The organism is Dactylosporangium vinaceum (assembly GCF_019904175.1).
Taxonomy (GTDB): domain Bacteria; phylum Actinomycetota; class Actinomycetes; order Mycobacteriales; family Micromonosporaceae; genus Dactylosporangium; species Dactylosporangium vinaceum.
The window spans coordinates 11,556,963-11,581,462 of sequence record NZ_CP061913.1 but is presented as its reverse complement, the minus strand read 5'-3'; the positions used below and the strand labels follow the sequence as shown (position 1 = coordinate 11,581,462).

The window sequence follows — 24,500 nt, the reverse complement described above, 5'->3', positions numbered from 1 at the left end:
TGAAGCGCACGCTGTATTCCGGTAAGCGAACACCTACCCTCTGTGCGTTTGAAACATAATGCTGAGGAATTGACTACGTTCTGTACACCGAGCGCGTGAAAAACGTGCACGCCGCGTGAGAACCGTCAAGAGGCGTCGCTACGATTGCCCGCGTGGCGGAAGCGGTCTTATTCGACCTCGACGGCACGCTCATCGACAGCGAGCCCGTATGGGCCGCCGCGAACACCGCCCTGGTGCGCTCCCGCCGCGCCGAGGTCACCGATGAGCTGCTGCGGAGCCTGAGCGGGCTCGATGCGACGGTGGCGATGCGGCGCATCCATCAGCAGTACGGCTGGGTGGGTTACGACGTCCAGGCCGACGTCGACTGGGTGCAGCGGCGGGTGCGCGAGTCCTACGCCCGCGGCGTGCACTGGCTTCCGGGCGCCCGCTCGCTGCTGGCCTCGGTGCGCGCCGCCGGCCTCAAGGTGGCGCTCGTCACGTCGACCTACCGCGAGCTCGTCGAATACGTGCTCGCGGAGGCCGGGCCCGGCACCTTCGACGCGGTCGTCTGCGGCGACGACGGCCACCGGCCCAAGCCCGACCCCGCGCCGTACCTCGCCGCGATGGACGCCCTCGGTCTCGGGCCGGCCGGCTGCGTCGCCGTGGAGGACTCGGCGGTCGGCGTGGCGAGCGCCCACGTCGCCGGGTGCGCGGTGCTCAACATCGCCCCCATGATGCGCAGCGACCTCGCCCACACCTGGGCCCCGTCGCTGTTCTACGTCGGCGTCTCCGAACTGCGCGCCGTGCTGCACGACCGCGCCGCCCTGCACCGCGTCGACGCCTTCGCCGACCACGCCGCGCTCGGGGCCAACGCCGGGCACGGCGAGCGCATCCGGCCGCATCGCCCGGACGGCCGCGCGGCCGAGTTCGGCGTGGTGCACGCGCACGTCTGACCCGCCGATCGCGGTGCCGGGATCGATCCGCGCGGTCAGGCCACCGAGAGGCCGGGTGCGCCGGACTCGATGTGGTCGACGCAGAGGACGCCGTACAGGTGGTCGACCTCGTGCAGGACGTCGCGGGCCAGGCGGCCGTGGGTGAAGCGGGCCACGGCCTCGTCGCCGGCGGGAGTGAGGTAGCTGATCACCGCGGTCCGGGGGCGGCGGAACGTGCAGCGGAAGTCGAAGAAGCTGAGGCAGCCCTCCGTGTCCTCGGCCCAGTCCGAGTGCGACGCCGGACCGACCTCGATCACCTGCGGGTTGATCAGCGCCAGCTGCGGGACGCCGGCCGAGCGGAAGATGGCGATCGACCGGGACTCGCCGATCTGCGGGGCGGCCAGGCCCATCTGACCGCCGACGAAGTCGTGGACCCGCTCGACGGCGTCGGCCGTGGCAGTGAGCCGGTCCAGGATGCGCAGGGCCTCGTCCCGCTCACGTGGCAGGTCGAACGGGCGGGTCCCGGTCGTGAGCATCGGGTCGCCCAACTGCACAATGCCGAGCGCCGCCATGACCTCGCTGGGCCGGGGGGTGCCGGTCGGGCGGAGGGGCACGGGGGCGGGCGCGGTCGTGCGGTCGGCTGCCACGTCGCTGGTCATCGCTGCTCCTTCATGGGCGGGTTGCTGCAATCGCCACGTGAATGGACGCGAGCCAGTTGTGCAAAAGCCGCGGTCTGGCGGGACCGCGGCGGCAAGAATCGTACGGGTGCACTTGCGGAAATGCGTCGGCCCGGCTCAGCGCCATCCACTCAGTGTGAGCGGCGGTGAGCCGGGTGTGAACCCCTTTAGGTCTCGTTGAACGTGAATGAATCGTGCGATTCTTATGGGATTAGGTAACGTTTAGTTTCGTGGTCGTCAGTCCAGTTCGCCGGCCGCCGACAGGTATGCCTCCGCTACGTAAACGGTGATCCAGCGGGCCGGCCGGCGCTCGGCTACCAGGTCGAAGGAGGGGTCGAGGTTCAGCTTGCGGTAGGCCCGGCGCATGGCGTCGTCGTCGAGTACCTTCGCCAGGCCGTTGACGTGCAGACCTATCGCGCCGCGGGCGAAGTCGACGAACAACAGGCTCATTCGCGGGTCGTGCGCAATGTCGGCGACCGCGGTGGAAAGGCTCGCGTCGTCGAACTCGGGCCACGCGAGACGATTCACGCTCAGTATCCGGACGAAGCCCGCACCGCCTGTGACGAAGGTGCAGTCATGGCCGTCGTCGGGGTCACCGGTGGCGACGAACATCATCTCCTGGCGGCGGATGAAGCTTTGCATCCGTTCGTCGAGAGCGGCGAGGACTGATCGATCCGCCGCGTGCGGTTTGGCAATAGGGACTGTCGGCACGGGCACCTCCGGGTTCTGAACGCCTGTGGCCCACCGTGCGCCGTGCGGCCCAGGACCAGCCGGACAGCCGGTGCGACGCCGCCGTTCGGAGGATGTGACGGGGCATGTCCAGTGCTTCGCACCGGCGCGTCGCGGGGGATTTCGCGCCCGCACACGCCAGGTCGCACAGGCAGTGCGTCGCGTGGTCTTCGCAGGTAGTGACGCTGATTCGCGGACCGCACCTACGTTTGACCGCGAAGGGCACCGATGAGCAATCTGTCGCGATTACTGAAGGAGAGTTGGACCCTCGTCGAGGAGCACCAGGACAAGCTCGCCAGCTACTTCTACGCGCGCATGTTCCTCAACAACCCGCAGCTGCGGGACCTGTTTCCGGTGCAGATGGACGTCCAGCGCTCCCGGCTCCTGGGCGCCATCGTGACGGCCGTGCAGACGGTCGACGATCCGGAGCACTTCGAGGAGTACCTTCAGTCGCTCGGCCGGGACCACCGCAAGTTCCACGTCCAGCCCGAGCACTACGAGGTCGTCGGCTCGGCGCTGATGGAGGCGCTGCGCACCTTCGCCGGTGACCAGTGGTCGATCGAGTTCGACCAGGCGTGGAGCGACGCCTACGCCGTGATCGCCGACAAAATGATCGCCGGCGCCGAGGCCGACCTGAGCAACCCGCCGTACTGGCACGCGGAGGTGCTCTACCACGAGCGGCGCAGCCGGGACATCGCTGTCATGACCGTCAAGCCGATGCAGCCGCTGGAGTACCGCGCGGGGCAGTACCTCAGCGTCGAAACCAAGTACCAGCCGCGGCTGTGGCGCGTGTACTCGGCGGCCAACGCGCCGCGCAAGGACGGCTCGCTCGACTTCCACGTCCGCGCGGTGGGGGCCGGCTGGGTGTCGTCGGCGCTGGTCCGGCGGGTGCGGCCGGGCGACATGATCCGCCTGGGCGCACCGATGGGCCAGATGACGCTCGACCGCCGCTCGACCCGGGACATCGTCTGCGTCGCCGGCGGCACCGGGCTGGCGCCGATCAAGGCGCTCATCGAGGAGATGACCCGGGCCAACCGGACCCGGTGGGTGCACGTCTTCTTCGGCGCCAAGGACCGCGACGACCTCTACGACCTGGCCTGCCTCAACCGGCTGGCCGCCCGATACCCGTGGCTCTCGGTCGTGGCGGCCACCAGCGACGACCCCGACTTCCCCGGCGAGCACGGCAACGTCTCCGACATCGTGGCCCGCTACGGGCCCTGGCGCGACCACGACTTCTTCGTCTCCGGCTCGCCGACAATGGTGAAGTCGACCCTCCGAACCCTCGCCGAGATGCAGGTCCCGGCGATTCGCATCAAGTACGACGCCTTCGGTGATGTCTGAGCGGGTGGGCGGCCCAGGTGCGGTGGCCGCCCGCCCGCCCTCGGGGTAAGTACAGTTGCCCGCGTGATCGAGAAGCGTGGGATCAGGGCCGAGATCCTGCTCGTGCTCGGCGTCTCGCTCGGCAGCTCGGCGATCTACGCGATCCTGAACATCATCAACCGGCTGACCTACGTCAAGCCGCTGTCCGAGCAGACCGCGACCCTCAACCCGACGGTCGTCGCCGACCGGCCGTGGCTCGACCTGCTGTATCAGCTGGCGAACATCGGCCTCGGGGTGGTGCCGGCGCTGCTCGCGGTACACCTGCTGCGGCGTGCGCACGAGGACCTCGCGGTGGGGCTCGACGGGCGGCGTCCCGGGTTCGACCTGCTCAGCGGCGTGGGGCTGGCCGCGCTCATCGGGCTGCCCGGGCTCGGGCTCGTGTGGGTGGCCCGCCGGCTCGGGGTAAGCGCCCAGATCGTGCCCGAGGCGCTCGGCGACCACTGGTGGTCGGTGCCGGTGCTTGTCCTCTCGGCGGTCGAGAACGGGGTGCTCGAGGAGGTCGTGATGATCGCGTACCTCCTGACCCGCCTGCGCGACATGCAGTGGGGCTGGTGGTCGGCGGTCGTCACGAGCGCGGTGATCCGCGGGTCGTACCACCTCTACCAGGGCTTCGGCGGGTTCGTCGGCAACTTCGTGATGGGTCTGGTGTTCGGGTACTTCTTCCGCCGGACGCAGCGCGTGATGCCGTTGATCATCGCGCACTCGATCCTCGACATCGTGTCGTTCGTCGGATACGCGCTGCTCAAGGATCATCTCGGATTCCTGAACTCGAGCAAATAAGGACAATTAGCCTGAGCCTGTGGGTCGAATCGTTCTCGTCATCGCTCTGGTGCTGTCCGGCGTCTTCGCAGTACCGACGCAGGCTCTGGCAAAATCCGACACGACGCTCTATATCGTGCAGCTCTCGGGCGATCCGGCACGGCGGACCGAGAGCGCCCGGGCCGCCGTGCGCGCCAACCGGGAGTCGGTCCTGCGCCGGGCCGGCATCGGCCGGACCGTGCGGGACTACGACACCGTGTTCAACGGGTTCGCGGCCGCGCTCACCGCCGCGCAGCGCGAGAAGGTCGAGCGCACGCCCGGCGTGGCCCGGATCTGGAAGAACGAGCGGCACACCGCCGACACCATCAGCACGCCGGCGTTCCTGGGGCTGGCCGGGGCCGACGGCGTGTGGGCGAAGCAGTTCGGCGACCCCACCCGGGCCGGCGAGGGCATGATCATCGCCGACATCGACACCGGATTCTGGCCGGAGAACCCCAGCCTGGCCGGGCTGCCCGAGCCGCGCCCCGACCAGGCCGTCATCGACGCCAAGTGGAAGGGCACCTGCGTGGCCGGCACGGGGACGCCGCAGCAGCAGGTGACCTGCAACAACAAGGTGATCGGCGCGCGCTTCTACGACAGCAGCGGCTTCGGCGGCTGGAGCGGGGAGTTCCGCTCGCCGCGGGACTACGACGGCCACGGCACCCACACTGCGACCACGGCGGCCGGCGACTACGACGTGGCGGCGACGATCAACGGCAAGCCCGTCGGCAGCGTCTCCGGCATGGCCCCGGGCGCCCGGATCGCGGTGTACAAGGCGCTGTGGCGGCAGGAGGACGGGGAGGGCTCGGGCGGCACCGTCGACCTGCTCGCCGCGATCGACGACGCGGTCGCCGACGGCGCCGACGTCATCAACTACTCGGTCTCCGGCTCCACCCGGCTGGTCGTCGACCCGGTCAGCCTGGCCTTCTACAACGCGGCCGCGGCGGGCGTGTTCATCGCCGCGTCGGCCGGCAACGAGGGCCCGGACGCGTCCACCGTCGCGCACAACGCGCCCTGGGTGACCACCGTCGCCGCGAGCTCGCACGACCGCGGCGCGATCAAGAGCGTGACGCTCGGCAACGGCCGGACCTACCAGGGGATCGGCCAGGGCGACGCGGTGCCGGACGCGCCGCTCGTCGACTCGGTGAACGCCGGCCTGGCCGGGGCCGCGGCCGACCGGGTCGAGCTGTGCTACCCGGGCGCGCTGGACCCGGTGAAGGTCAAGGGCCGGATCGTGCTCTGCAAGCGGGGCGTGAACCCGCGCACCGACAAGAGCATCGCCGTGCGCGACGCCGGCGGGGTCGGGATGGTGCTCTACAACCCGAGCGAAAACTCCCTGAACGCCGACTACCACGTCATCCCCACGGTCCACGTGGACGAGGTGACCGGGGCGGCGATCAAGGAGTACGTCCGCGGCGCGAACCCGCACGCGGCGCTCTCCGCGACCACGACCACCGTGGCCCGCGCCCCCGCCGTGGCCGCGTTCTCCTCGTCCGGCCCGGCCGACGCCGGCGACGGGGACCTCATCAAGCCCGACCTGACCGCGCCCGGTGTCGACATCGTCGCCGGCGTCTCCCCGGCCGGGCACCACGGCAACATGTGGGACGGCGAGAGCGGCACCTCGATGTCCAGCCCGCACATCGCCGGGATCGCCGCGCTGCTGCTGGCCCGGCACCCGCAGTGGTCGCCGGCCGCGCTGAAGTCGGCGATGATGACGACCGCCGGCAACGTGGACAACACGGGCGGGGCCATCCAGCGCGGCGCCCACCCGGCCAACCCGTTCGACGACGGCTCCGGCCAGGTCCGCCCGGCCCGCGCGTTCGACCCGGGCCTGGTCTACGACTCGGGGGCGGCGGACTGGGCGCGGTACGCCTGTGGGATCGACCAGATGCAGCTGGCCAGCGACTGGTGCCCGGTGGTCGGCGCGATCGATCCGAGCGATCTGAACTACCCGTCGATCGGGATCGGCTCGCTGCCCGGTGACCAGACCGTGACGCGGACCGTCACCAACGTCACCGACCTGCCGAGTGTGTACGTTGCCACGGTCACGCCACCGCCCGGCACCACCGTCGAGGTCAGCCCACCGACGATCACCGTCCCCGCCGGTGGCTCGGCCACGTTCAAGGTGTCGGTGAAGCGGACCGATGCGACATACCGGCAGTACACCTTCGGCGCCCTGACCTGGACCGACCTGCGAGGCCACGCTGTGCGCTCTCCGATCGCGGTTCGCCCGGTGGCGCTGACCGGCCCGGGCGAGATCACCGGCACCGGGGCGGCCGGCCACGCGGGGATCGACCTGGTCTCGGGGTACAGCGGGATCGTCACGGCCCACCCGTACGGTCTCGCGGCCTCGAGCGAGCACAGCCAGAAGCTGATCGGTGCGACGGCCGCGTTCGTGCCGTCGGCGCCCGGGCTGTCACCGGCGATCTTCAGCTTCGAGTTCACGCTGCCGCCGGCGGTGAAGCTGGCCCGGCTGGCCACGTACGACGCCGATGTCGCGCCGGGCACCGACCTGGACCTCTACGTCTACCAGGACGGCGAGCTCGTCGGCCGCAGCGACGGCACGACGTCCGACGAGGAGGTGCCGCTCAACGGCGGTTCCGGGACTTTCCAGGTGTACGTCGTGCAGTTCGGACTGCCCCCGACGCTCACCGACCAGGTGGTGAAGGCGCACCTGTTCGTGGTCGGCGCCCCGCTGACCGGCAACCTGACAGTCTCGCCGAAGCAGCGGCCGGTGGCGCCGAACGACGCCCTGCACTTCGATGTGGCATGGCAGGGACTTGATCCGACGAAGCGCTACCTGGGCCTTGTCGAATTCGGCGACGGTACTGCCGCGAGGGCGTGGACCACCGTGGCGATCGGGCCGCAGCGGCCGACGATCCCGTAGCGAGAGGGCCGTTCGCGGGTGGCCTCTGGCCGGCCACGAACGGCCCTTCGACGTGCGGTCCCGCTGACGTGCGCAGTTGCCCGCGTTACGCGGTGAACTGGATGTTGAGCAGCATCGGGGCCAGGAACATGCCCTGGGCCATGATCGCCAGCAGCAGGTAGAACCGCTCGAACGCCCGGCTGCGGCCCATCATGCCCAGGATGATGAAGGCCGGGAACCACTCCAGGCCGATGCGGGTGGCCGACATCAGGTAGTTGGGCCAGCCGGTCTCGGTCGAGATGAACAGCAGGATCGGCACCGCCGCGTAGACCAGCAGGTAGTACTGGTCCGGGCGGAAGCTCAGCCGGCTGCGGCGGCGCAGCGCGAGCAGCAGCAGGATGATCGCGCCGGCCACCACGGCCAGGTTGACCAGCTGCAGCAGCCGCCAGTCCTGCAGGAACGGCTTGTCGTTGAGCAGCTTCAGCGTCTTCCACATCGGCACGCCGGGCCAGTCGTACTTGCGCTTCCAGCCGTCCTGAGCGTGGCTGAAGGCCAGCCAGTCGCCGGTCGTGCGCTCCAGGAAGATCGCGAAGGCGACGACGCCGCTCGGGATGAGCCCGAAGCTCAGCGCGTCCCAACGGATCTTACGGAGGCTCCAGCCCCGCTGCCGCATGTACTCGTAGATCAGCGGCGCGGCCAGCAGCAGCCCGAAGAGCCGCGTCGAGCCGGCGAACGCGGCGGCGACGTTGGCGACCCAGAAGTTGCCCTTGCGCGCGGCGTAGAGCGAGATGAGCACCAGCGCCAGGTAGAGCGACTCGTTGTAGGCCGCGAACAGGAAGAAGCCGGCCGGGAACGCGACGATGTAGAACGTCGTGCGGCTGGCCACCTTCTCACCGAACTCGTGGTCGACCAGGCGGTGCAGCATCACGAGCGCGACAAGCCCGAACATGATGCTGATGAACAGGCCGGCGGGCAGGCCGCCACCGGGGAAGATCGGGTTCAGCGCCTTGATGAGCGCCGGATAGAGCGGATAGAACGCCGGGGCGAACTTGCTCCACAGGTAGCCGTCTTCGGCGATGCGGACGTAGAAGACGGTGTCGTACTTGTACCAGGTGCCCATCAGGTCGTGCACCGGCGGAATGTGCTTGGGCACGAAGCGCCAGGCGAAGAACGTCACGAAGAGGTACGCCGCGATCGCGCCGAACCACACCCCGAGCGCCGCCCGCAGCGAGCGCACCCACGGCTCCATCCACGGGCGCATCCACGCGCGCCACTTGGGTGTCTCGGCCGGCTCGTCGTCGTTGTCCCCGTCGGGCTCGACGTCCTTGGCCGCGGACGGCACCGGCGGCGCCGGACGCTCGTCGGTCGGGCTGTCGTCGAGCACGGGTGCGCCGACAGCCGCCTTGGGGCTGTCCACCGGCACGGCGGGAGCGGCGACGGCCTTGGGGCCGGCCTCGCCGTTCACCGGATCTCGCCCGGTATGCAATCCGTAGATGTCGATATCGTTCACGTCGGCGGCGTCAGATTCGATAGCGCCAGAGGGGAGCGACACAGGGTGGGACTATACATAAGCGCAGTTCACGTTGGCGTCCCCCGTCTTGGCCCGGTTCGGCTTCCACAGTGACCAAGACGTTGCCAGTTCGTTTCGGGTTGCTGTCCACAACGCTATTCGAGCCCACAACGATGGCACTCCTCACTCCCCGTACAAGTAGTTCTACCCCGGGTGCGCCACTCTGCGTTCAGGGTCGGTCTGGGCCGTAATCGGACCGTCAGGATTGCATTCCTCGGTAGTAACGCACGGCTCGCGCGGCCAAACGTTCCGTACTGCGGGCCGCCGTGACGGAGCCCACGATGAGCCCCGCGCCGGGCACCACCCGCCGGGCCAGCCGGGTCGCGGCCGCCCGCAGCAGCCCGGCCCCGACCATCCGGGCCAGCGGCGTCGTGACCCGCTCGACCCCGACCCGCGGATCGGCCCGCCGCCCGCCCGCCCGCTCGGCCGCCCGCACCGCCGCCTCGGCCGTCTCCACCGTGGCGTGGACGCGCTGCAGGACCAGCAGTTCGGCCGCGCGGCGGCGGTCGCCTGGGTCGTGGCCGAACGCGGCGGCGAGGTGCAGCACGAGCTTGGCCTGCAGCCAGGCGACGCCGGCCGCCTCCACCACCAGCCCGGTGGGCCCGGCGAGGCCGGCGGCGAACCCCTGGCGGCGGGCGCGGCGGACGAACTCGCGGGTGATCGCCCTGGAGATCGCCTCGCCGTCGACGTCGGGGTAGGTGAGGCGGTACCAGCCGACGCGGCGCTTGGCGGCGGCGCTGAGGTGGTCGACGGCGGCGACGGCAAGCGTTTCCGGCAGGTAGGCGGGGTTGATGCCGTTCGTTTCGTCACTTTGTTCAGCAAATGAAACGGAAGCGGCGGGTTCCGGGCTTGCTACCGGGGGTTCTGCGGCGATCACCGGGCGTGGTGGCTCGATGATCGGCTCGGGTTCGGGTGTGGTGGCGGCCGGGGGAGTGGCCTTTGTCACTGCGGTTTTCTTGGCGGGGGCGGCCTTCTTGGCCGCCTTTGCCGCCTTCTTGACCGGCTCGGGTGGTGTTGCCGAGGCCGGCTCGGCCTTCTTGGCTGCTGTCTTGCTCGCCACGGCCTTCTTGGCCGGTGCCTTCTGGGCTGGGGCTTTCTGGGCTGGGGCCTTCCTGGCTGCGGTCTTTTTCGCAGGCTGCGGCTCGATCGCTGCGGGGGCCGGCTCGGGCGCGGTGGGCGGCTCGATCACGGCGGGCGGCTCGGGCGCGGGCGGCTCGATGGCCACCGCGGGCGGCGCTGGCTCGGGCTGCGGCTCCGGCTTCGGCTCGGGCGGCGGGGCGGCCTTTTTGGCGAGCTTTTTGGCTGGTGCGGCCTTCTGGAGCGGTTCGGCGGCGGGTGCGGCTTTCTGCACCGGGGGCGCGACCTTCTTCTGCACCGGGGGCGCGGCGGCCTTCTGGGCGGGTGGGGCGGTGGTCTTCTGCGCCGGTGGAGCGGCCTTCTTCTGGGCTGGTGGGGCGGCCTGCTGCTGCGCCGGGGGTGTGGCCTTCGGGAGTGGGGTCTCGGCCGCCGTGGGCTGGGCCGGGGCGAACGGTGTGATCGGAGCGGGCGTGCGCGGACGCGGTGGTGCCTTGGCCGCCTCCTCTTCCAGGGCATCCTGCGGCGGCGGCTCGAACCGCAGAGCCGTATCGCCGAGGGCCCGGCCTTTGGGCGGTACCGAATCCGGCTCCTGGCTCGTAGGCTCTTTCCGACGCGGCGGCGGAGTCACGTCCTCTCCCATCTGCACGAGCGTAATGGCCAACCGCCCTGAGCACCCGTTCTGTGCCAGTCGCGCCCGGCCACCACTCGACCCGCCAATGGGTGTACCCGCTTTGCCCGGGTACATAGCCTGCCTGTATCCTCGGACGGCGGTCCCCGGTGACGGGGATTGCTGGAGGCTTCGCCTAGTTCGGTCTATGGCGCCGCACTGCTAATGCGGTTTGGGTCTTAAAGCCCATCCCGGGTTCGAATCCCGGAGCCTCCGCGCAAAACCTGGTGTGGCGGGTGTGTACACTAGGCGAGCACCAAGCGCCCGTAGCTCAACGGATAGAGCATCTGACTACGGATCAGAAGGTTAGGGGTTCGAGTCCCTTCGGGCGCGCAACATCAAGAGGCGGTTGACCTGCGGAAACGTAGATCAACCGCCTCTTGGCATCCGTCCACTATGGACCTGTTGTGTTCCAAATGTGATCGGCTGTTTCGGAAGCGTCTGGGCCGGTGTGTGCTGGTGGGCGTTGATCCGTGCTGCCTGGTTTTCGATCTTGACTGTGGCGGCGCCCGTCTGACGGCCGCTGCCGGGGGCCGGTCGCCATCTGACCGGCTTCGGATTCCCACGACCTGAAGATCGTCAACGATCCGCCGAACGGGTCGATCTGGTGGGACGGAGGGTTGTCCGCCGATCACCTACTGGCCGGTGGTGCTCGTCTGCCCACCACCGCCAGGCCGGGTGGAAGCCGCTCGCGTAGCGATGGCGCCGACTCCGAGCGGCGGTGCCGATCACCCGGCTTCCTTCGCTCGTGGATCTTCGTCTGGATGCTGGAGGCCGGTACCGTGACGCGGGCGAAGGTCCCACAACACGCTTGTGGCCGCTCCCGCCCTGCCCGGCTCTGCGCGCAGCGTTCGTAACGCGGTCATGTCGGGCTGGCCGAGCATCTCGCCGAGGCGGCGGAACGTGACGTAGTCCGCACCACGGTCGCGTGCCTCGGCTTCGAACGCGCGCAACGCTGCCGGTACGTCAGGAATGGCCGGTCGCTGTCGCTGGAGTCGAGCGGCCTTTGATCGCTCCTCGTCCAGTTCGGTCGAGCCGAGCACATCCCGTGCACGTTGCTCCGCTTGCGCCAGGCTGGTTGATCCACTGAGGGGACGGATAAGTGGATTGATCTCTGCCACCTCGCCAAGTGGCAACTCGAACACGGCGGCGCTGAGGTCCGTGAGGGGCACCAGCAGGCCGGCGCCGCGGATCTCTACAGCGCCGCGAACGCCGAGGGATGCCGCCGCCAGTAGAGCGGTGGCCTCGGACGGATGCCACGAGAGGATGGACAAGAAGTCCTTCCAGTGCTCGGCGGTGAGCAACACCCGCGGCGGGCGATCGCCGATCCGTTCGAGAACGACTCGTTCAGGTAATTCACCGTCGAGACCGGGACCGGCTATCCAAGCTCTAGCGGGAAGGTCCGTGCAGGCTGCTGCTGTCAACGCGTCTGCCAGGGGACTACGAAGACCGGCGTCGCCGGGTCTACCGATGAGGTCGCCGCCCACGTCGACCAGAGTTACGGCCTCGGCTCCGAGGTCGCGGGCGGCACTCGAAAGCTGTTCACGCATGCCTACGGCGCCGGGAGTCGGATCGAGCAGCACGATCGGTACGTCGAGTTCTCCGGAGAGGCGGGGCAGGGCCGATCCAGCTGGCGCTATGGGGTGAGTGCTCACTGTTACGACGTCGTATCCGGGGCGTCGGGTCAGTTCCCGGAAGTCTGCGGCGCATCGAGGGCCGGGAAGCGGATCGACGAGCAGGCGGTCCCATGCCATCGTGGCGATGCCTACAGGGTCAATCGCGGTGGCGGCGCCCAGCACGGCTGCTGCAATAGCATCGCCACCGCCGCCTGCGGCGATCATGAGCGTTCCCATCGTGTCAGCGTATGGGTATCTTGGTCGCTGGTGGCTAATGGAATAGGCCAGTTACAGAGAGTTCATATGCCCGAGTTGCAGCGTGTCCTGCCGAAGTATCTCCAGATCGCGAACTACATCCGTGATCAGATTCTTCGTGGTGACCTCCCGCCCGGCGCCGAGGTGCCATCGGAACGTCAGATCGCCGTGGACTGGGAGGTTGCCCGGCCAACGGCGGCCCGCGCGCTGGAGGCGTTGCGGAACCAGGGCTTCGTTGAGTCGCGGAAGGGCTCGGGAACGTTCGTGCGCCAGCAGGGCCAACCGAACCGGCTGGCCCGGGAGCGCTACTCGCGGGCTCAAGAAACCGGCTTCATCTACCCGCCGAACGAACGCGCCGAGATCATCGCTGCCGAAATCGCTCCCGTTCCGGCCAACGTCGCCGCCGCGTTGGGGATTGCGGCCGGCGGTGAGGCTGCTCGTCGCCAACGGATCATCTATGCCGATGATCATCCGGTCGAGATCTCAACGGCCTGGTACCCGGCGGCGGTCGGCCAACTCGCACCGCTGCTGCTGGAGCGCCAGCGAATCCGGCCCGGCACGCTGGTCTATGTCGAGCAGTCGACCGGCCGGCAGGCACGCTACGCCCGCGACGAGATGAGTGCGCGATTGGCCACTGCCGAGGAGCGCACCCGATTGCGGCTCGACGAGCCGGCGGCTGTGCTGGTGGTCCACCACTTGGTCTACGACGCCGACGACCGCCCGCTCGAGTTCACCGAAGCCGTGTATCCGCCCGGCCGATGGGCCTTCGATGCTACGTACCCAATCGCGTAAGACGGTCCGAGTGGGATCGCGTCCGTCATTGCGATCACAAGTGGCATATGCCAGACTGCCTTGAACTGGCATATGCCACTTCGTGACCCCCCGCTACTACGTGACCGCTGAGACGCCGTGGTGGCGGGCGACGGCGGAGCGCGTGCCGCACAAGTGAGCAGCTCGCTCGCTTGTGAGGTGCGCGCTCCGTTCAAGAAGGGCATCGAAGTGGCTACACACCGCGGGTGGTGATCAGGGGGATCACGCACGCCGTGGTGGTAGGTGGCAGAGCGGCGGGGTGCACGGCGTCCAGTACCCATCCCACCGATCAAGGAGGAGGGGGCGCGGAGGTGTCGACGAAGTTCGGCAACGATCCGACTAGCAGTCCTCGATCACTGCTCGGCCAGTGTGCCAGGTCTGGTCGCGTGGGAAAGCGGTCGGTGCTTGAGGGAGGGCGATCGTGAGTTCTACGGCGTTGACGGCGAACGCTTCACCGCGGCACCTGCTCGGGGCGGAGTTGCGGCACTGGCGGCAGGCGCGCGGCCTGTCGACCAGTCAGCTTGCTGCCCTCGTATTTGTCAGTCGTGAGCTGATGCAGAAAGTGGAGACTGCCCACCGCAACGCCAGCGCGGATCTCATCGCCGCCTGCGACCGGATCCTGGACACCGGCGGGTCGCTAGGCAGGCTCCTTGAGTTCGCCGTTTACCAGGAGCGCAGGGCCGCCAACTTGGCAGGTGCCGCAACGCAGAAGCCTGCGGCGGACGCTTCACCGCCGATGACAATTCTGGTCAGAGTCACAGCTGAGCTGGTGCCAGCAGCCCGAACTGACGGCGTGGTGGCCGCGTCCGCTGCTCGCCCGGTCAATTCGGAAGGCGCCCGAATTTACCGCTTCCCGTCGTCTCGTCACAGCAGTGACCGACGATAACTGCAGTAGCGACGCAGTCCCGCGGCTTGCCCGCCGCTGGCCTACGCTTGTGGCACTCGAAGGTGGCGCCGGACTGCAATACGCGGTCCGTAACGCAGACCGGTAGACCAGGAGATAGGGCCACGCTGTTGCCGGACGACGCCGAAGCGCTCGCCGCCTTCGGATACGAGCTCGGACTGTTGAAACGTATCCGGCGTTCCGGTTGGTGGCACGCCGGTGTACGGGACCCCGAGTCGGTAGCTGAGCACACCATGCGCACCGCCCAGCTCGCCGCCATGATCGCAGCCGAAGAGGGCGGCGATCCCGCCCGCGCAGCATTCCTCGCGTTGTGGCACGACAGCCAGGAGACCCGTACCGGCGACCTGCCACACACCGCCACCACTTACATGGACACACCCAACCCACGTCGGATCACCGCCGACCAAACAGCGCACCTGCCCGAACGTACCCAGGCGGCGGTCCGCGGCGCGGTCGAGGAGTACGAGTCACGGCAAACCCTAGAGGCACTTTGCGCCAAGGACGCCGACAAGCTGGAGATGCTGCTCCAAGCTCTGGAGTATCGCAACACCGGCGTCCATCGCGTCGACGGCTGGATCGACTCAGCGCGCGACGACCTCAAGACCGAGACCGCCCGTCGTGTGGCCGTGGCGGCTGTCACCGTGTCGCCGCTTGCCTGGCGTGACCGGTAAGGACGGACGTGCCCAGCTGCCGGCGGGTGGTCAGCTTCGGCGGCGCCTCCGGGGCGACGGTGAAGTAGTGCTGGGCGATGGCGTGTTCCGTGTTGTCGTCGGATTTGGCGAGTAAGCAAGATCATTTCGGTTGGGCCACCCCTGCGCGGTGGGTTCGCCGAGACGTCGAGCGTGACGATTTGGGCGTTATGCCCTGACGGTGATCCGGTGTCGGAGGTTGTGAGCACGGTTGGCGGCTATAGATCCGCGTTCGTGGAGCCGGGGCTGTCCGCGGGTCCCGTGATGGCGGAGTCGTTGAGAAGTCGCGTTCCGTCATGATTGCGGACCGCTGGCGTGGGGTCCGAGCGAAGTGCGTCGAGGATACGCACGGCGAAGACCTCGCTCATATCCGCGACCACCTGGTCGGCGGTCCACCAAGCAACGGCCGCGGACTCGTCCGTTTCGGTCGGGGTGCCGGCGATAAGGCGGGCGCGGAAGACGAGCGCGACCACACCGAGGGCCATGTTCTTGTAGATCCCGGTCAGCCGTTCGGATTCGACGTCCACGCCGGTCTCCTCGCGTACCTCACGACGGACGCCGGTCTGGGGAGACTCGTCGAGTTCGAGAATGCCGCCCGGCAGCTGCCAGGCGCCGTTGTCGCGTCGCTGGATGACGAGTACGCGGTTGTGTCTGTCCGTGACCACCGCAGCGACGCTGACGGAGTGACGCGGTGGCTGGGTCACGGCTGTTCCTCCGGATGAACAGGCAGTAGGCGATGGTGTCGTCGTGGTGCTTGGGGCGGGGCCGGCATAGCCGTGTGGTTCTGCAGTTCAACGTCGTACTGCTCGCCGTCGCGCACGCCGAGACCGGCGAGCCGAGGAGGCGAGCAAGGTAGGGATACAGGCTGCCGACGGGCCGAAGGTTTGCATTCGTCACGGACCCGCGACTACCCGACCGACCTGGCGATCCGGCTCGCCAAACATGCGGGCCTACGAGCGGTCCATGACTTCACCGACCGGGTTCGAGCCGATGCTGCAACCCACCTAGAGCTTACCTTCGGCCTTGAGTAGCAGCGCCGCTAGCAGGCCGGACACCGACCCGGCGCCGATGATGGCGCCGCTTTCAATGTGCTGGCGTACCCCGGCCAGCGGGATCCAGCCGATCCGTGCGACCTCATTGATGTCCGGGGCCGACTCGGCGTTCTCGGCACCGCGGGCAAGGAACACGACGTTCTCCTGATCGATCGTGCCGATCATCGGCTGGAACGTGACGAGCCGTTGCATACGCAGCGGTCGCCATCCAGTCTCTTCCTCGACTTCCCGCGCCGCGCACGCCATCGGGTCCTCGGCAGGGTCGAGGTAGCCGCCGGGCAGTTCCCAGACCCACCGGTTGACGATGAAGCGGTGCCGCCACATCATCAGCACCCGCTCATCGTCGTCGAGTACGACGACCATCGCCGCCGGTGGCACGCGAAGGACGTACTGCTCGAACCGCACGCCGTCGGGCAATTCCACATCGGCGACGCTCAGCACCGCGCGCCGACTGTCATCGATGACGCGTTCGCCGTGGATCGTCCATACGCTCGCCAGATCGGCTTCCGTGCTCATGCGCGCCACATTATCCGCGCGCACCTATTCGGGGCGCTCGAAGTACCTGCCCAGCATCTGGGTGGTCCAGCTTGCTTGGTGGACCGGTCCGCGTGGACCGAACTCGACGAACCAGGGCTTGATGTCGAGGACTGGGGTGCCGTCGACGGCGTCGAGTTCTTCGACGTGTAGGTCGAGGCCGTCGACCTTGATCAGCCGACAGCGGGAGACGCCGAGCCAGTTGATCCGGCGCATGTTGCGGTGGCCGAAGATGCCGACCTCGGGCCAGTCGGGGTTGTCGCGGGGGCGGCGGGCGCCCAGATTGAGGTCGGTCGGGTCGGTGAGGTGGAACCGGAACACGATCTCCAAGTGGGAGAACTCGTCCAAGCCTTTCGTGGCATCGGCCGTGAACCGGGTGTCGTCGATCCTGATGATCGCTGGCGTGCCGCCCCAGAAGTCGTCGGTGGGTTCAACCCGGCCGCCGACGACGTGGGCGATGGATTCCACGGTGTATGACTCGGCTGCCATGCCTGCTCCCTAGCGAGATCGGTCGGCGGGGTCGGCGGGGTTTGTCGGATCGAGATGGTTGGGGTGCTGCTGTGGAGGCCTCAGGCGACCCCTTTCCAGTGCCATGGGCGGGGACCGGCCTGGCCTTGCACGCAGGCGAGGCGATACCGCGCCTGTGGTTCGGCGTGCGGGTCGGCGTCGGCGATCTGGAACGCGAAGGTAACCTTCCGCAGCTCCCGGATCGCGCGGAGCGTTTCGTAGCCAGCCCACGTGGTGACGTCCAGGCCGTACCCGTCGCAGACGTCGCGCCACTGCTGGGCGGACATGTCGCCGAAGTTCTCGAAGTCGACGGCGATCGCGGTCAAATCCCATTCGGGCGGGCCGTAAGCGAATCGTTCAAGGTCGAGCACGACAACCCCGCTGTCGGTGGCGACGATGTTGCCGCCCCACGCATCGCCGTGAACTGCGCACCACGGCAGGCCGGACGGCAAAGCGGCCCAGGCGTCGGCGAGTTCGTCTAGATGCTCCCAAAGCCATCGACGGTCGTCGCTGTCGAGGAGACGGGCGGCGCGGATACGGCTGTCGAGGCGTACGAGTGGGTCGAGCGTCGGCAGCTGCAGATCAGGTGGCATGGCGAGGCCATGCAGCTGCCGCAGCGTTGCGCCGACCTGCGCCGGCGTGCCAGGCCGGTGGGGTGGAAGCTCACGCCAGAACGTGACCGCCCGCTGCTCGACGACCACCGGCTCGTCAACACCGGGCACCAGTTCCACGACCGGGAACCTGATGGAGGTGAGCCATCGTGACACGGCGACTTCCTTGGCAGCCGCGTCCTCCTGTCCCGGTCGTGCGACGCGGGCGACGACACCACCGGCAAGCCGGTACAGCACGTTCTCGCTGGCGCGGATCAGCGTGGCACCAACGGTGTCGACACCGGCGATGGCGCCGGCGGCATCGAGGGCCGACCGCGCCGCGCTATCGGCTGCCGGCGTCATGTCCGATGGCTTCGTCGATGCGCTCGACCAGCTCACCCACCTCGGGGATCACGACATGGACCTCGGCCTTGCTGCGCAACGCGATCAAGTCGGTGCGGGCCCGCTGAGATTTCAACCGTGCTGCCGGCTGTACCGCGCCTTGGCCTACGCTGGCCGCCTGCCGCGGATCCCCGGTCGCCATCATCAGCGTGGCTTGCTTGATCAGCGAGATGGTGCGGGAGCGTGTATAGCCCGGCTGATGGTTGCTGACGGCATAGTCGAACCGCGATACCGCTTCGGTGCTGCGGCCGTGGATCGCGACGTCGAACAGGGCATGGGCCGTGTCGCCGTGGTGCTGGGCTGTGTCGTAGAACGCGATCCAGGTGGGATCGAGGTCAGGGCGTGACTGCGTGAACTGCTCGTCGGCTTCCCCGACGGTCCGCAGGGCCGCCTCCGCATAGGCCGGCCCCAGCTTGCCGAGCGCTCGGGACCGCACCGTCAGCAGATCGGTGCGTTCGGTCGCGGTGAGGCGGTCTGCGAAGCTGGTGGCCTGGTCAAGGGTGGCGATCGCGTCGTGCGGCCTGCCGCACCACACCGCCTGCCGCGCCATCGAGGACAACACAAACGCCCGCAGGTGGAAGTCGGAGGTCTGCCGGGCGCAGTCGAACGCGAACGTGAACAGCTCCCGCGCCCGCTGGTGCGCGAACGCGTCGAACGCCATGAACCCGGCCAGCGATGACAGCCGACCCACACCGACGAACAGCGCCTCCCGCAGGGAAGGGTCGCACTCGGCGTCGAGCAGCGCCGCGGCCCATTCCAGTTGTGCTTGACCGGCCGCCAGCGCCTGCCCTCCGCCGAACGCGTTGTCCCAGGTGACGAGCGCGTGCGCGACCGCGTCGATCTGGGTGAGGTCATCCGGTGTGACGCGCTGCGGGCTCAGCGGCGGTAGCCGTAGTCCACCGGCGATACCCGGCATGGCCATCGCCGCGCCCACGGCCAGCAGGTTGCGCCGCCTCACGTTGTCGTTCTCCCATGCTCTCGTCAGGGCACCGTCGCAGCCATACAGACGGTCGAGGATCTCCACGCGGTCACGCGTGAATTGGCGCCTACCGGCTTCGACGTTGGAGTATGCCGAACGGCTGAGATTGACCTTCACCCCGATGGAGGCCGCGCTCCGGCCCGATGCTGTACGCAGTCGTCGCAGCATCTCGGGCAGCGTTTCCGGCGTTTCCATGAGTTGAAACCTTCCGAAACGTATCGACTACTAGTACTCCAACGTCACTTCAGCCGTTGCGTGTGAGTCTGCGCTGGTAGTGGGATCGGCGGGCGCGGGCTTGGACGGTTCGTCGCCAAAGTGACCAGCGCAGGGCGTGGCTGGGATCGATGGGTCGGTGGAGGGTCAGGGCGTTGAGGAGGCGGCGGGTCTCGGGCACGGTGAGCGCGATCGTGGGGCTTTGCAGGTCGGGTTCGGTGACCGGCTCGGGTGCTGGGACGAGCGTGGTGAGCAGGGCGAGGGCGAGCATGGCCAGGGTGATGAACCGGTGCCAGCTGGTCCAGGTCTGGACCTGGTAGTGGTCCAGGCCGATCTCGTTCTTGCCGGTCTGGAAAAGTTCTTCGACGCTCCATCGGCTGCCCGCGACCCGGACCAGCACGCGCAGCGGCACCGGCCGGGGTGACCAGCACAGGTAGAACGCGACTTCGCCGGTGTGCGGGTTGCGGCGCACGAGCAGCCAGCGATGCTCGCCGGGATGGGTGGCGGTGGTGATCCAGGCCCACTGGTAGGTGCGTGGTCCTTTCGCGCCCGGGCCGCAGCTGTGTGTCTGCCAGCTGCCGGCGGGGACACGGGCGGTCAGGGTGTCGGCGCGGATGATGGTGCGGCCGTGGTTGATGCGGACTCGCCGGTCGCAGCCGATCGCCAGGACGTAGCCGACACCACGGGCTTCGAGGTCGGCGCGCAGGTCGGGGTCGGCGCCGTAGACCTCATCAGCGGTGACCCAGCTGGCTGCAACGCCGGCGACGGACGCGGCAGTGAGCATCTGCCGGGCCAGGGCCGGTTTGGTGGCGAACACGGTGTCGTCGGGCACGCCGGCTCGGGCGCGCCGGTCTGGCTGGTTACACCAGTTGGCTTCGGGCAGGTAGAGCCGCCGGTCGATCAGACCACGACCGCGCGGGGAGGCGTAGGCCAGGAACACCGCGACCTGGCTGTTCTCGATCCGGCCCGCGGTACCGGTGTACTGCCGCTGGACCCCGACCGAGGATCGGCCTTTCTTGACGAAGCCGGTCTCATCGACGATCAGCACGCCGTCGGCGTGACTGACCTGTTCGAGCAGCAGGTCGCGGGTGTCGTCTCGGACGGCGTCGGCGTCCCACACCGCCTTACGCAGCAACCGTTGCATCGGCTGCGGATCCGGATGCCCGGCGTGCTCGGCCAAGGACCAGCAGGTCTTGCGTTCTACCGTGGAGAGCAGACCCGCGACGAACGCCGCCGCGGTCCGGCGGACCTCGGCTCGGGCGAACCGGCCGGCGATGCGGGCCATGCCAGTGTCGAGCAGCGCACCCCACCGCTCAGGGTCTACGCTGTGGCACGCGGCCACCGCTTGATCTTCTTTTGTCTTCACAAACCATCGATGATCACCGCGGTGGCCGTCTTCATGCCCACGCCACGCCGCACCCAGCCGCGAAGTGACGTTGGAGTACTAGGCGCTCCGGTCCGTGACTGTGAGGCTACTGGCAGGGGCGGAGGCGCACGACATGTCCCTCCGCCCTGTCGAAGCCACCATAGGTGCCGCCAAGGCCGGCGTCGATCGCCGTTGCCCTTGTGCGGGTGCTGACCGTTTGGGAAGGAGTCGCTGTGGAGGCGCTGTCACCCGCAGCCGTCGCCTTCGGCGCCGTCCTGCGCTCGTGGCGGCAGCGGAAACAGTGGACCCAGCAGACGCTCGGCGCCGCAGTGTTCTTCAGCCGTGAGCACGTTGCCATGGTCGAACGCGGCCTGCGCAAGCCGACCGCGACGTTTGTCGAGCGGGCTGAGACCGCCTTGGAAGCGGACGGTGCGCTACGTGGTGCGTTCGCACAACTCGAACGGGAACTCGAACACGACGCGCGGCAGCGCGTCGAGACCCGCCGCGTGCAGCGACGCGGAGGCAAGATCGCCATTGTGGCCGGCCGGTTTCGTGCTGCAGCCCGCCGTGCGCCCTGCAGCGAGCAGCCGGAGTCCGGGTGGCTGGCATTCGACGACCTCCACCGCGTCTTGAAGGACGAACTCGGCCTCCTCGACGCCGACGCCGAAATCGCGAGCCTCGAGCAGCGGTGGGCCCGCCTCGCGGCGGACGCCGGCGATGGCACAGGTTGGGCCGCAGTGGCGTCTGCTGCCGCGCTCGGCTGCGCGGAAGCCGGTGCGCTGTTGCAGCGATCGTTGCCCAGCGGACAGGCACGAAGGGCGGTGGCCGTCGCACGGCAGTTCGCGGCGCTCACCGCAGACGCGCTGCTGATGCTCGACCAGCACCGCCGAGCGGAAGAATGGTACGGCTTGGCCGACACCCTTGAGCACCGCTCAGCGCACGTGCCGATCGAGAACATGGCACCCACACAGGGCGCATCCGCAGCGGCGGTCCACGATGCGCTCCACCGTGTCGCAGCGCAGACGTTGAGGCCAACGATGCGGCCGACCTCGATGCCCGTCCATCGTGCTACCTGCGACGGCAAGGGTCCGAGCGGAGTCGAGCCCGCGCGAGTACCCGAAGGCCGGAACGGGCTGGGATGCAGCGGACGCGCACCGCCTGTCCCGCCACCGCCACGCTTCCGCTCGACGGTGCCGCAGGGAGCCCAGCGGTTGACGTCGTGCCGGTAGTCTTCGCCCTGTCCGCTGGTGTCGGCCTTGGGAGCGACGGTGTTCATCGTTCATATCGGCCGCGGCGAGGAAGTCTTGGAGTCGATCACCCGGCAGGTCATCGCGCGGGGCGTTACCGACGCGGCGCTCACCCTCATTGGCGCGGTGCAGCAATGCACCGTCTCGGTCATGCCGAAGGGTAACGCCCTCAAGGACATCCTGACCGACTACGACCAGCCGTTCGAACTCAGCGGGACCGGCGAAATTGTCGACGGCAAGGTCCACGTGCATGTCACGCTCGGCGGTGACGGTGTCGTCGTCGCAGGGCACCTGCACCGGGCGACCGTCCGGGACTGGTTCGTGCGCGCCTACATCCAGCCAGTCGGCTGACCGCAGCTGGCCGCGCCTGCGCCATCTCCCGGAGAAGACCCAACAGGTTGACCGTCGGCCAGACGGTGGCGTGCTTGGGACGAGGTTGTGGCGGCCGGTCGCGAGTCATGGGTCCTGCCTGCAACCTTCGGGGTCGGCCGTTCGGATGACTGCGCCATCGACAGCCGACAGCGGCGTCGATACCGTGGCGGACATGCCGGTGGAGCAGGTCCGCACGATCAGCGCCTACGGGTACCGGCTCGGCGGCCCTCGAGCCTGGAACCTGCATGGGTTCAAGCCGGGCGACGAGCTGCGCACCGACTGGTACGACGAGACCGATCCGACGCGCCAGTTCGCACGCTGCGCGACGACAGCAGCCCGCGCCAAACTCGGATATCCGGCTGAGCGGCCGGTCGGCGACCTGTCGTCGTTCTTCGAGACGATGGTGGCCGGCGCCGAACGCGGATCCCCGATCGTGGGTCACGTTGTGGGTGAGCTGCCATTCAGCTTTGAGGAGGCGTTGGAGGTCTCCCCACCCGGCTGGACCCGCGAGGCCAGCGGCCCCCCGCAGCTCGGCCACAACCTGCCCGCCGACGCCGAGGTCCGTTCCCTCGATCGGGTTACGGCCGACCAGTTCGTCCTCGTCGTCGCTGACTCGCTGTTCGACCGCGACGCGGAGAGCGTCGCGCAGCACAGCGGCGAGGACTACCACCCCGATCCGTACACGTTCTCGGTCGGCGACCCGGACCTGGACTGGGACGACACCCTAATCGCCGCGCTGACCATCCTCGGCATGGAGCCGGTCGGGATGCCCGACTGGCTATGGTTCCGCAGCGCCGTCGTCTACGGGTGATCCGCGCAGACCGTCAGGATCAACCGAACGCGTCGGGGACCGAGTAGGGCTCGAGGTGGGTCGGTGCGACGACCGGGCCGCAGTTGGGGTGACGGGGCCCGGCACGGCAGCTTCCTCGGAGCGTGAGGGCGGTCAGATGACGGTCCGGTCAATGCTGCGTGGGTCGTCGGCGGGTGCAGTGGGGTAGAGCGTGCCGGAGCGGGCGACGCGCCGCCACGGTCGGGCCTTGTGCAGGGCGATGTCGAGGTCCGGGTCGGTGCGGTCGAGGTCGACGCAGACGACGGCGGGACGCTGACCAGACTCGGCGCTGGTGATGCGGTAGCCATGCGGGCCAATGACGCCGGACGGCATCGCGTCTGCGTGCTGGGCTGGTACGGCGACGCTGACCCAGAACCCGTTCGCGGCGGCGTGTCCGCGGGCGAGGACGTCGAAGATCGGGTCTTCGGAGAAGGTGGAGAACAGCACGCATTCGACGTCCAGGGCCTGCTGCTGCAGCCACAGTTCGGGGAAGTTGACCTCGATGCACAGCAGGCAGCCGAACCGGAACCCGTCCACGTCGAACGTGCGAACCTCTGTGCCGGGAGTGTAGAAGCGGGTGACCTCAGTGTTGGAGCACCACCGTTTGTCGTAGCGGTCGACGAGCTCGCCGCGGTCGTTGATGAACCACAGGCTGTTGTGCGGCCACCGTTCGCCGGTCAGGCGGTGGTTGCCGCCGATGACCACCCACATACCGAGCTCGCCGGCGAGCTGGGTGACGGCGTGGAGTTCGTCGTGGACGGGTGCCCAGTCGATGTGCCAGCCGTCGAAGTGAGGCTTGTCCTGACCGACGTAACCGCTGAGCGCGCCCTCGCAGAGGTGAGCGAGCCGGGCACCACCGTCGGCGGCCTGGCGCAGGGCGTCGCGGACGGCGCGGCCGTTGACGGCGGGATCGGTGGTGACCTCGGTCTGGACGGCGGCGATGCGGATCCGGTCGGCGCCAGTCATGTCGCGCCGGCGGGCAAGAGCCGGCGCAGGTCGTCGGCGAGGGCGTGCAACGGGCCGGCGGGTTGGTGACCGTCGTCGAGGTAGGTCCACGGCAGCGGCCCGCCCGGGTTCGGGTCGTCCAGGCCGCGCGGCACGACGTGGGTGTGCAGGTGCGGTACCGCGTTGCCGAGCGTCTCGTAGTTCATTTTCGCCGGTCCGAGCAGCCTGATCAGGGCGCGGCCGACTGCGAAGATGTCGTCGAAGTACCGGCTCGCGTCGGCAGGAGTGAGGTCGGTCGGTTCGCAGATGTGCCCGCCGCGCCAGATGATGACGCAGTAGCCGGTGATCTGCCCACGCGCCCACAGGTAGCCGTTCGCGACCTGCCCGGTGTAGACCGGCAGGCCCCAGGCGGGGTCCTCGGTGCGGAGGAAATCGCACAGCTGGCAGCCGTCGCCGGCCTTGCGTGCGGTCCAGTCCTGTGGCCATCGCCGCCACTCGTCGTCCACCATCGGTGT

23 protein-coding genes and 2 tRNA genes are annotated in these 24,500 nt (G+C 68.8%); 12 read left to right on the top strand and 13 right to left on the bottom strand.

Features of this window, described 5'->3' with window-relative positions; translation table 11 throughout:
* The first annotated feature begins 152 nt into the window (after window positions 1–152).
* Entirely contained in the window at window positions 153–932 is a 780-nt protein-coding gene (locus tag Dvina_RS52175) for an HAD family hydrolase (protein WP_223099736.1), read from the top strand.
* Between the two features lie 35 nt (window positions 933–967).
* Here the strand turns inward: Dvina_RS52175 and Dvina_RS52170 are convergent, their stop codons facing one another.
* Window positions 968–1,570: a peptide deformylase gene (locus Dvina_RS52170; RefSeq protein ID WP_223099734.1), complete on the bottom strand. Its 603-nt coding sequence runs from the start codon at window positions 1,568–1,570 to the stop codon at window positions 968–970.
* A 255-nt stretch (window positions 1,571–1,825) separates the two neighbouring features.
* Window positions 1,826–2,299: a pyridoxamine 5'-phosphate oxidase family protein gene (locus Dvina_RS52165; RefSeq protein ID WP_223099732.1), complete on the bottom strand. Its 474-nt coding sequence runs from the start codon at window positions 2,297–2,299 to the stop codon at window positions 1,826–1,828.
* Between the two features lie 246 nt (window positions 2,300–2,545).
* Here Dvina_RS52165 and Dvina_RS52160 point away from each other — a divergent pair, with 246 nt between their 5' ends.
* The 3 genes from Dvina_RS52160 to Dvina_RS52150 all read left to right on the top strand — a co-directional run bounded on the left by Dvina_RS52160 (window position 2,546) and on the right by Dvina_RS52150 (window position 7,382).
* On the top strand, window positions 2,546–3,658 hold the full coding sequence (locus Dvina_RS52160; protein WP_223099730.1) for a globin domain-containing protein: 1,113 nt from the start codon (window positions 2,546–2,548) through the stop codon (window positions 3,656–3,658).
* Between the two features lie 63 nt (window positions 3,659–3,721).
* Window positions 3,722–4,477 carry a CPBP family intramembrane glutamic endopeptidase gene (locus tag Dvina_RS52155; RefSeq protein WP_223099728.1) on the top strand — a complete coding sequence of 252 codons (756 nt, stop codon included), beginning with the start codon at window positions 3,722–3,724 and terminating at the stop codon, window positions 4,475–4,477.
* 19 nt (window positions 4,478–4,496) lie between these two features.
* Window positions 4,497–7,382: a S8 family peptidase gene (locus tag Dvina_RS52150; RefSeq protein WP_223099726.1), complete on the top strand. Its 2,886-nt coding sequence runs from the start codon at window positions 4,497–4,499 to the stop codon at window positions 7,380–7,382.
* An 85-nt stretch (window positions 7,383–7,467) separates the two neighbouring features.
* On the opposite strand, the gene Dvina_RS52145 is transcribed toward Dvina_RS52150, so the two are convergent.
* Complete coding sequence (locus Dvina_RS52145; RefSeq protein ID WP_223099724.1) at window positions 7,468–8,871, bottom strand: mannosyltransferase family protein; 1,404 nt, start codon at window positions 8,869–8,871, stop codon at window positions 7,468–7,470.
* A gap of 259 nt (window positions 8,872–9,130) precedes the next feature.
* Complete coding sequence (locus tag Dvina_RS55485) at window positions 9,131–10,306, bottom strand: hypothetical protein (protein ID WP_223099722.1); 1,176 nt, start codon at window positions 10,304–10,306, stop codon at window positions 9,131–9,133.
* Between the two features lie 494 nt (window positions 10,307–10,800).
* On the opposite strand from Dvina_RS55485, the gene Dvina_RS52135 reads away from it, so the two are divergent.
* Window positions 10,801–10,891 (top strand) — tRNA-Ser (locus Dvina_RS52135).
* Window positions 10,892–10,935: 44 nt separating this feature from the next.
* Window positions 10,936–11,008: transfer RNA gene (locus Dvina_RS52130), tRNA-Arg, on the top strand.
* 395 nt (window positions 11,009–11,403) lie between these two features.
* On the opposite strand, the gene Dvina_RS52125 is transcribed toward Dvina_RS52130, so the two are convergent.
* Window positions 11,404–12,528 (bottom strand): DUF1152 domain-containing protein, encoded by a 1,125-nt coding sequence (locus tag Dvina_RS52125; RefSeq protein ID WP_223099720.1) that lies wholly within the window; start codon window positions 12,526–12,528, stop codon window positions 11,404–11,406.
* Between the two features lie 66 nt (window positions 12,529–12,594).
* On the opposite strand from Dvina_RS52125, the gene Dvina_RS52120 reads away from it, so the two are divergent.
* From Dvina_RS52120 to Dvina_RS52110, 3 genes are all read left to right on the top strand, one after another.
* Window positions 12,595–13,338, top strand: a complete 744-nt coding sequence (locus tag Dvina_RS52120; RefSeq protein ID WP_223099718.1) for a GntR family transcriptional regulator — start codon at window positions 12,595–12,597, stop codon at window positions 13,336–13,338.
* A 439-nt stretch (window positions 13,339–13,777) separates the two neighbouring features.
* A complete protein-coding gene (locus tag Dvina_RS52115; protein ID WP_223099716.1) occupies window positions 13,778–14,242 on the top strand; it encodes a helix-turn-helix domain-containing protein in 465 nt (154 codons plus the stop codon).
* A gap of 128 nt (window positions 14,243–14,370) precedes the next feature.
* Window positions 14,371–14,931 carry an HD domain-containing protein gene (locus Dvina_RS52110; protein ID WP_223099714.1) on the top strand — a complete coding sequence of 187 codons (561 nt, stop codon included), beginning with the start codon at window positions 14,371–14,373 and terminating at the stop codon, window positions 14,929–14,931.
* A 236-nt stretch (window positions 14,932–15,167) separates the two neighbouring features.
* On the opposite strand, the gene Dvina_RS52105 is transcribed toward Dvina_RS52110, so the two are convergent.
* The 6 genes from Dvina_RS52105 to Dvina_RS52080 all read right to left on the bottom strand — a co-directional run bounded on the left by Dvina_RS52105 (window position 15,168) and on the right by Dvina_RS52080 (window position 20,511).
* A complete protein-coding gene (locus Dvina_RS52105; RefSeq protein WP_223099712.1) occupies window positions 15,168–15,653 on the bottom strand; it encodes an NUDIX hydrolase in 486 nt (161 codons plus the stop codon).
* Window positions 15,654–15,953: 300 nt separating this feature from the next.
* On the bottom strand, window positions 15,954–16,517 hold the full coding sequence (locus tag Dvina_RS52100; RefSeq protein WP_223099710.1) for an NUDIX hydrolase: 564 nt from the start codon (window positions 16,515–16,517) through the stop codon (window positions 15,954–15,956).
* A 24-nt stretch (window positions 16,518–16,541) separates the two neighbouring features.
* Window positions 16,542–17,024 (bottom strand): SAM-dependent methyltransferase, encoded by a 483-nt coding sequence (locus Dvina_RS52095; protein WP_223099708.1) that lies wholly within the window; start codon window positions 17,022–17,024, stop codon window positions 16,542–16,544.
* Between the two features lie 80 nt (window positions 17,025–17,104).
* A complete protein-coding gene (locus tag Dvina_RS52090) occupies window positions 17,105–17,995 on the bottom strand; it encodes a phosphotransferase enzyme family protein (RefSeq protein ID WP_223099706.1) in 891 nt (296 codons plus the stop codon).
* A complete protein-coding gene (locus Dvina_RS52085) occupies window positions 17,976–19,208 on the bottom strand; it encodes a helix-turn-helix domain-containing protein (protein ID WP_223099704.1) in 1,233 nt (410 codons plus the stop codon). Before Dvina_RS52085 ends, Dvina_RS52090 begins: the two co-directional genes overlap by 20 nt.
* Window positions 19,209–19,257: 49 nt before the next feature.
* A complete protein-coding gene (locus Dvina_RS52080; RefSeq protein ID WP_223094306.1) occupies window positions 19,258–20,511 on the bottom strand; it encodes an IS701 family transposase in 1,254 nt (417 codons plus the stop codon).
* A gap of 314 nt (window positions 20,512–20,825) precedes the next feature.
* On the opposite strand from Dvina_RS52080, the gene Dvina_RS52075 reads away from it, so the two are divergent.
* From Dvina_RS52075 to Dvina_RS52065, 3 genes are all read left to right on the top strand, one after another.
* On the top strand, window positions 20,826–21,821 hold the full coding sequence (locus Dvina_RS52075) for a helix-turn-helix domain-containing protein (RefSeq protein WP_223099702.1): 996 nt from the start codon (window positions 20,826–20,828) through the stop codon (window positions 21,819–21,821).
* A gap of 39 nt (window positions 21,822–21,860) precedes the next feature.
* The gene (locus Dvina_RS52070; RefSeq protein WP_223099700.1) at window positions 21,861–22,190 is read left to right on the top strand and encodes a PCC domain-containing protein; all 330 of its coding nucleotides are present in this window, start codon (window positions 21,861–21,863) and stop codon (window positions 22,188–22,190) included.
* Window positions 22,191–22,383: 193 nt separating this feature from the next.
* Window positions 22,384–23,022 carry a hypothetical protein gene (locus Dvina_RS52065; RefSeq protein WP_223099698.1) on the top strand — a complete coding sequence of 213 codons (639 nt, stop codon included), beginning with the start codon at window positions 22,384–22,386 and terminating at the stop codon, window positions 23,020–23,022.
* A 132-nt stretch (window positions 23,023–23,154) separates the two neighbouring features.
* Here the strand turns inward: Dvina_RS52065 and Dvina_RS52060 are convergent, their stop codons facing one another.
* On the bottom strand, window positions 23,155–24,006 hold the full coding sequence (locus tag Dvina_RS52060; protein WP_223099696.1) for a carbon-nitrogen hydrolase family protein: 852 nt from the start codon (window positions 24,004–24,006) through the stop codon (window positions 23,155–23,157).
* On the bottom strand, window positions 24,003–24,494 hold the full coding sequence (locus Dvina_RS52055; RefSeq protein WP_223099694.1) for an HIT family protein: 492 nt from the start codon (window positions 24,492–24,494) through the stop codon (window positions 24,003–24,005). The genes Dvina_RS52060 and Dvina_RS52055 overlap by 4 nt, the downstream gene beginning before the upstream one ends.
* Between the last annotated feature and the right edge of the window lie 6 nt (window positions 24,495–24,500).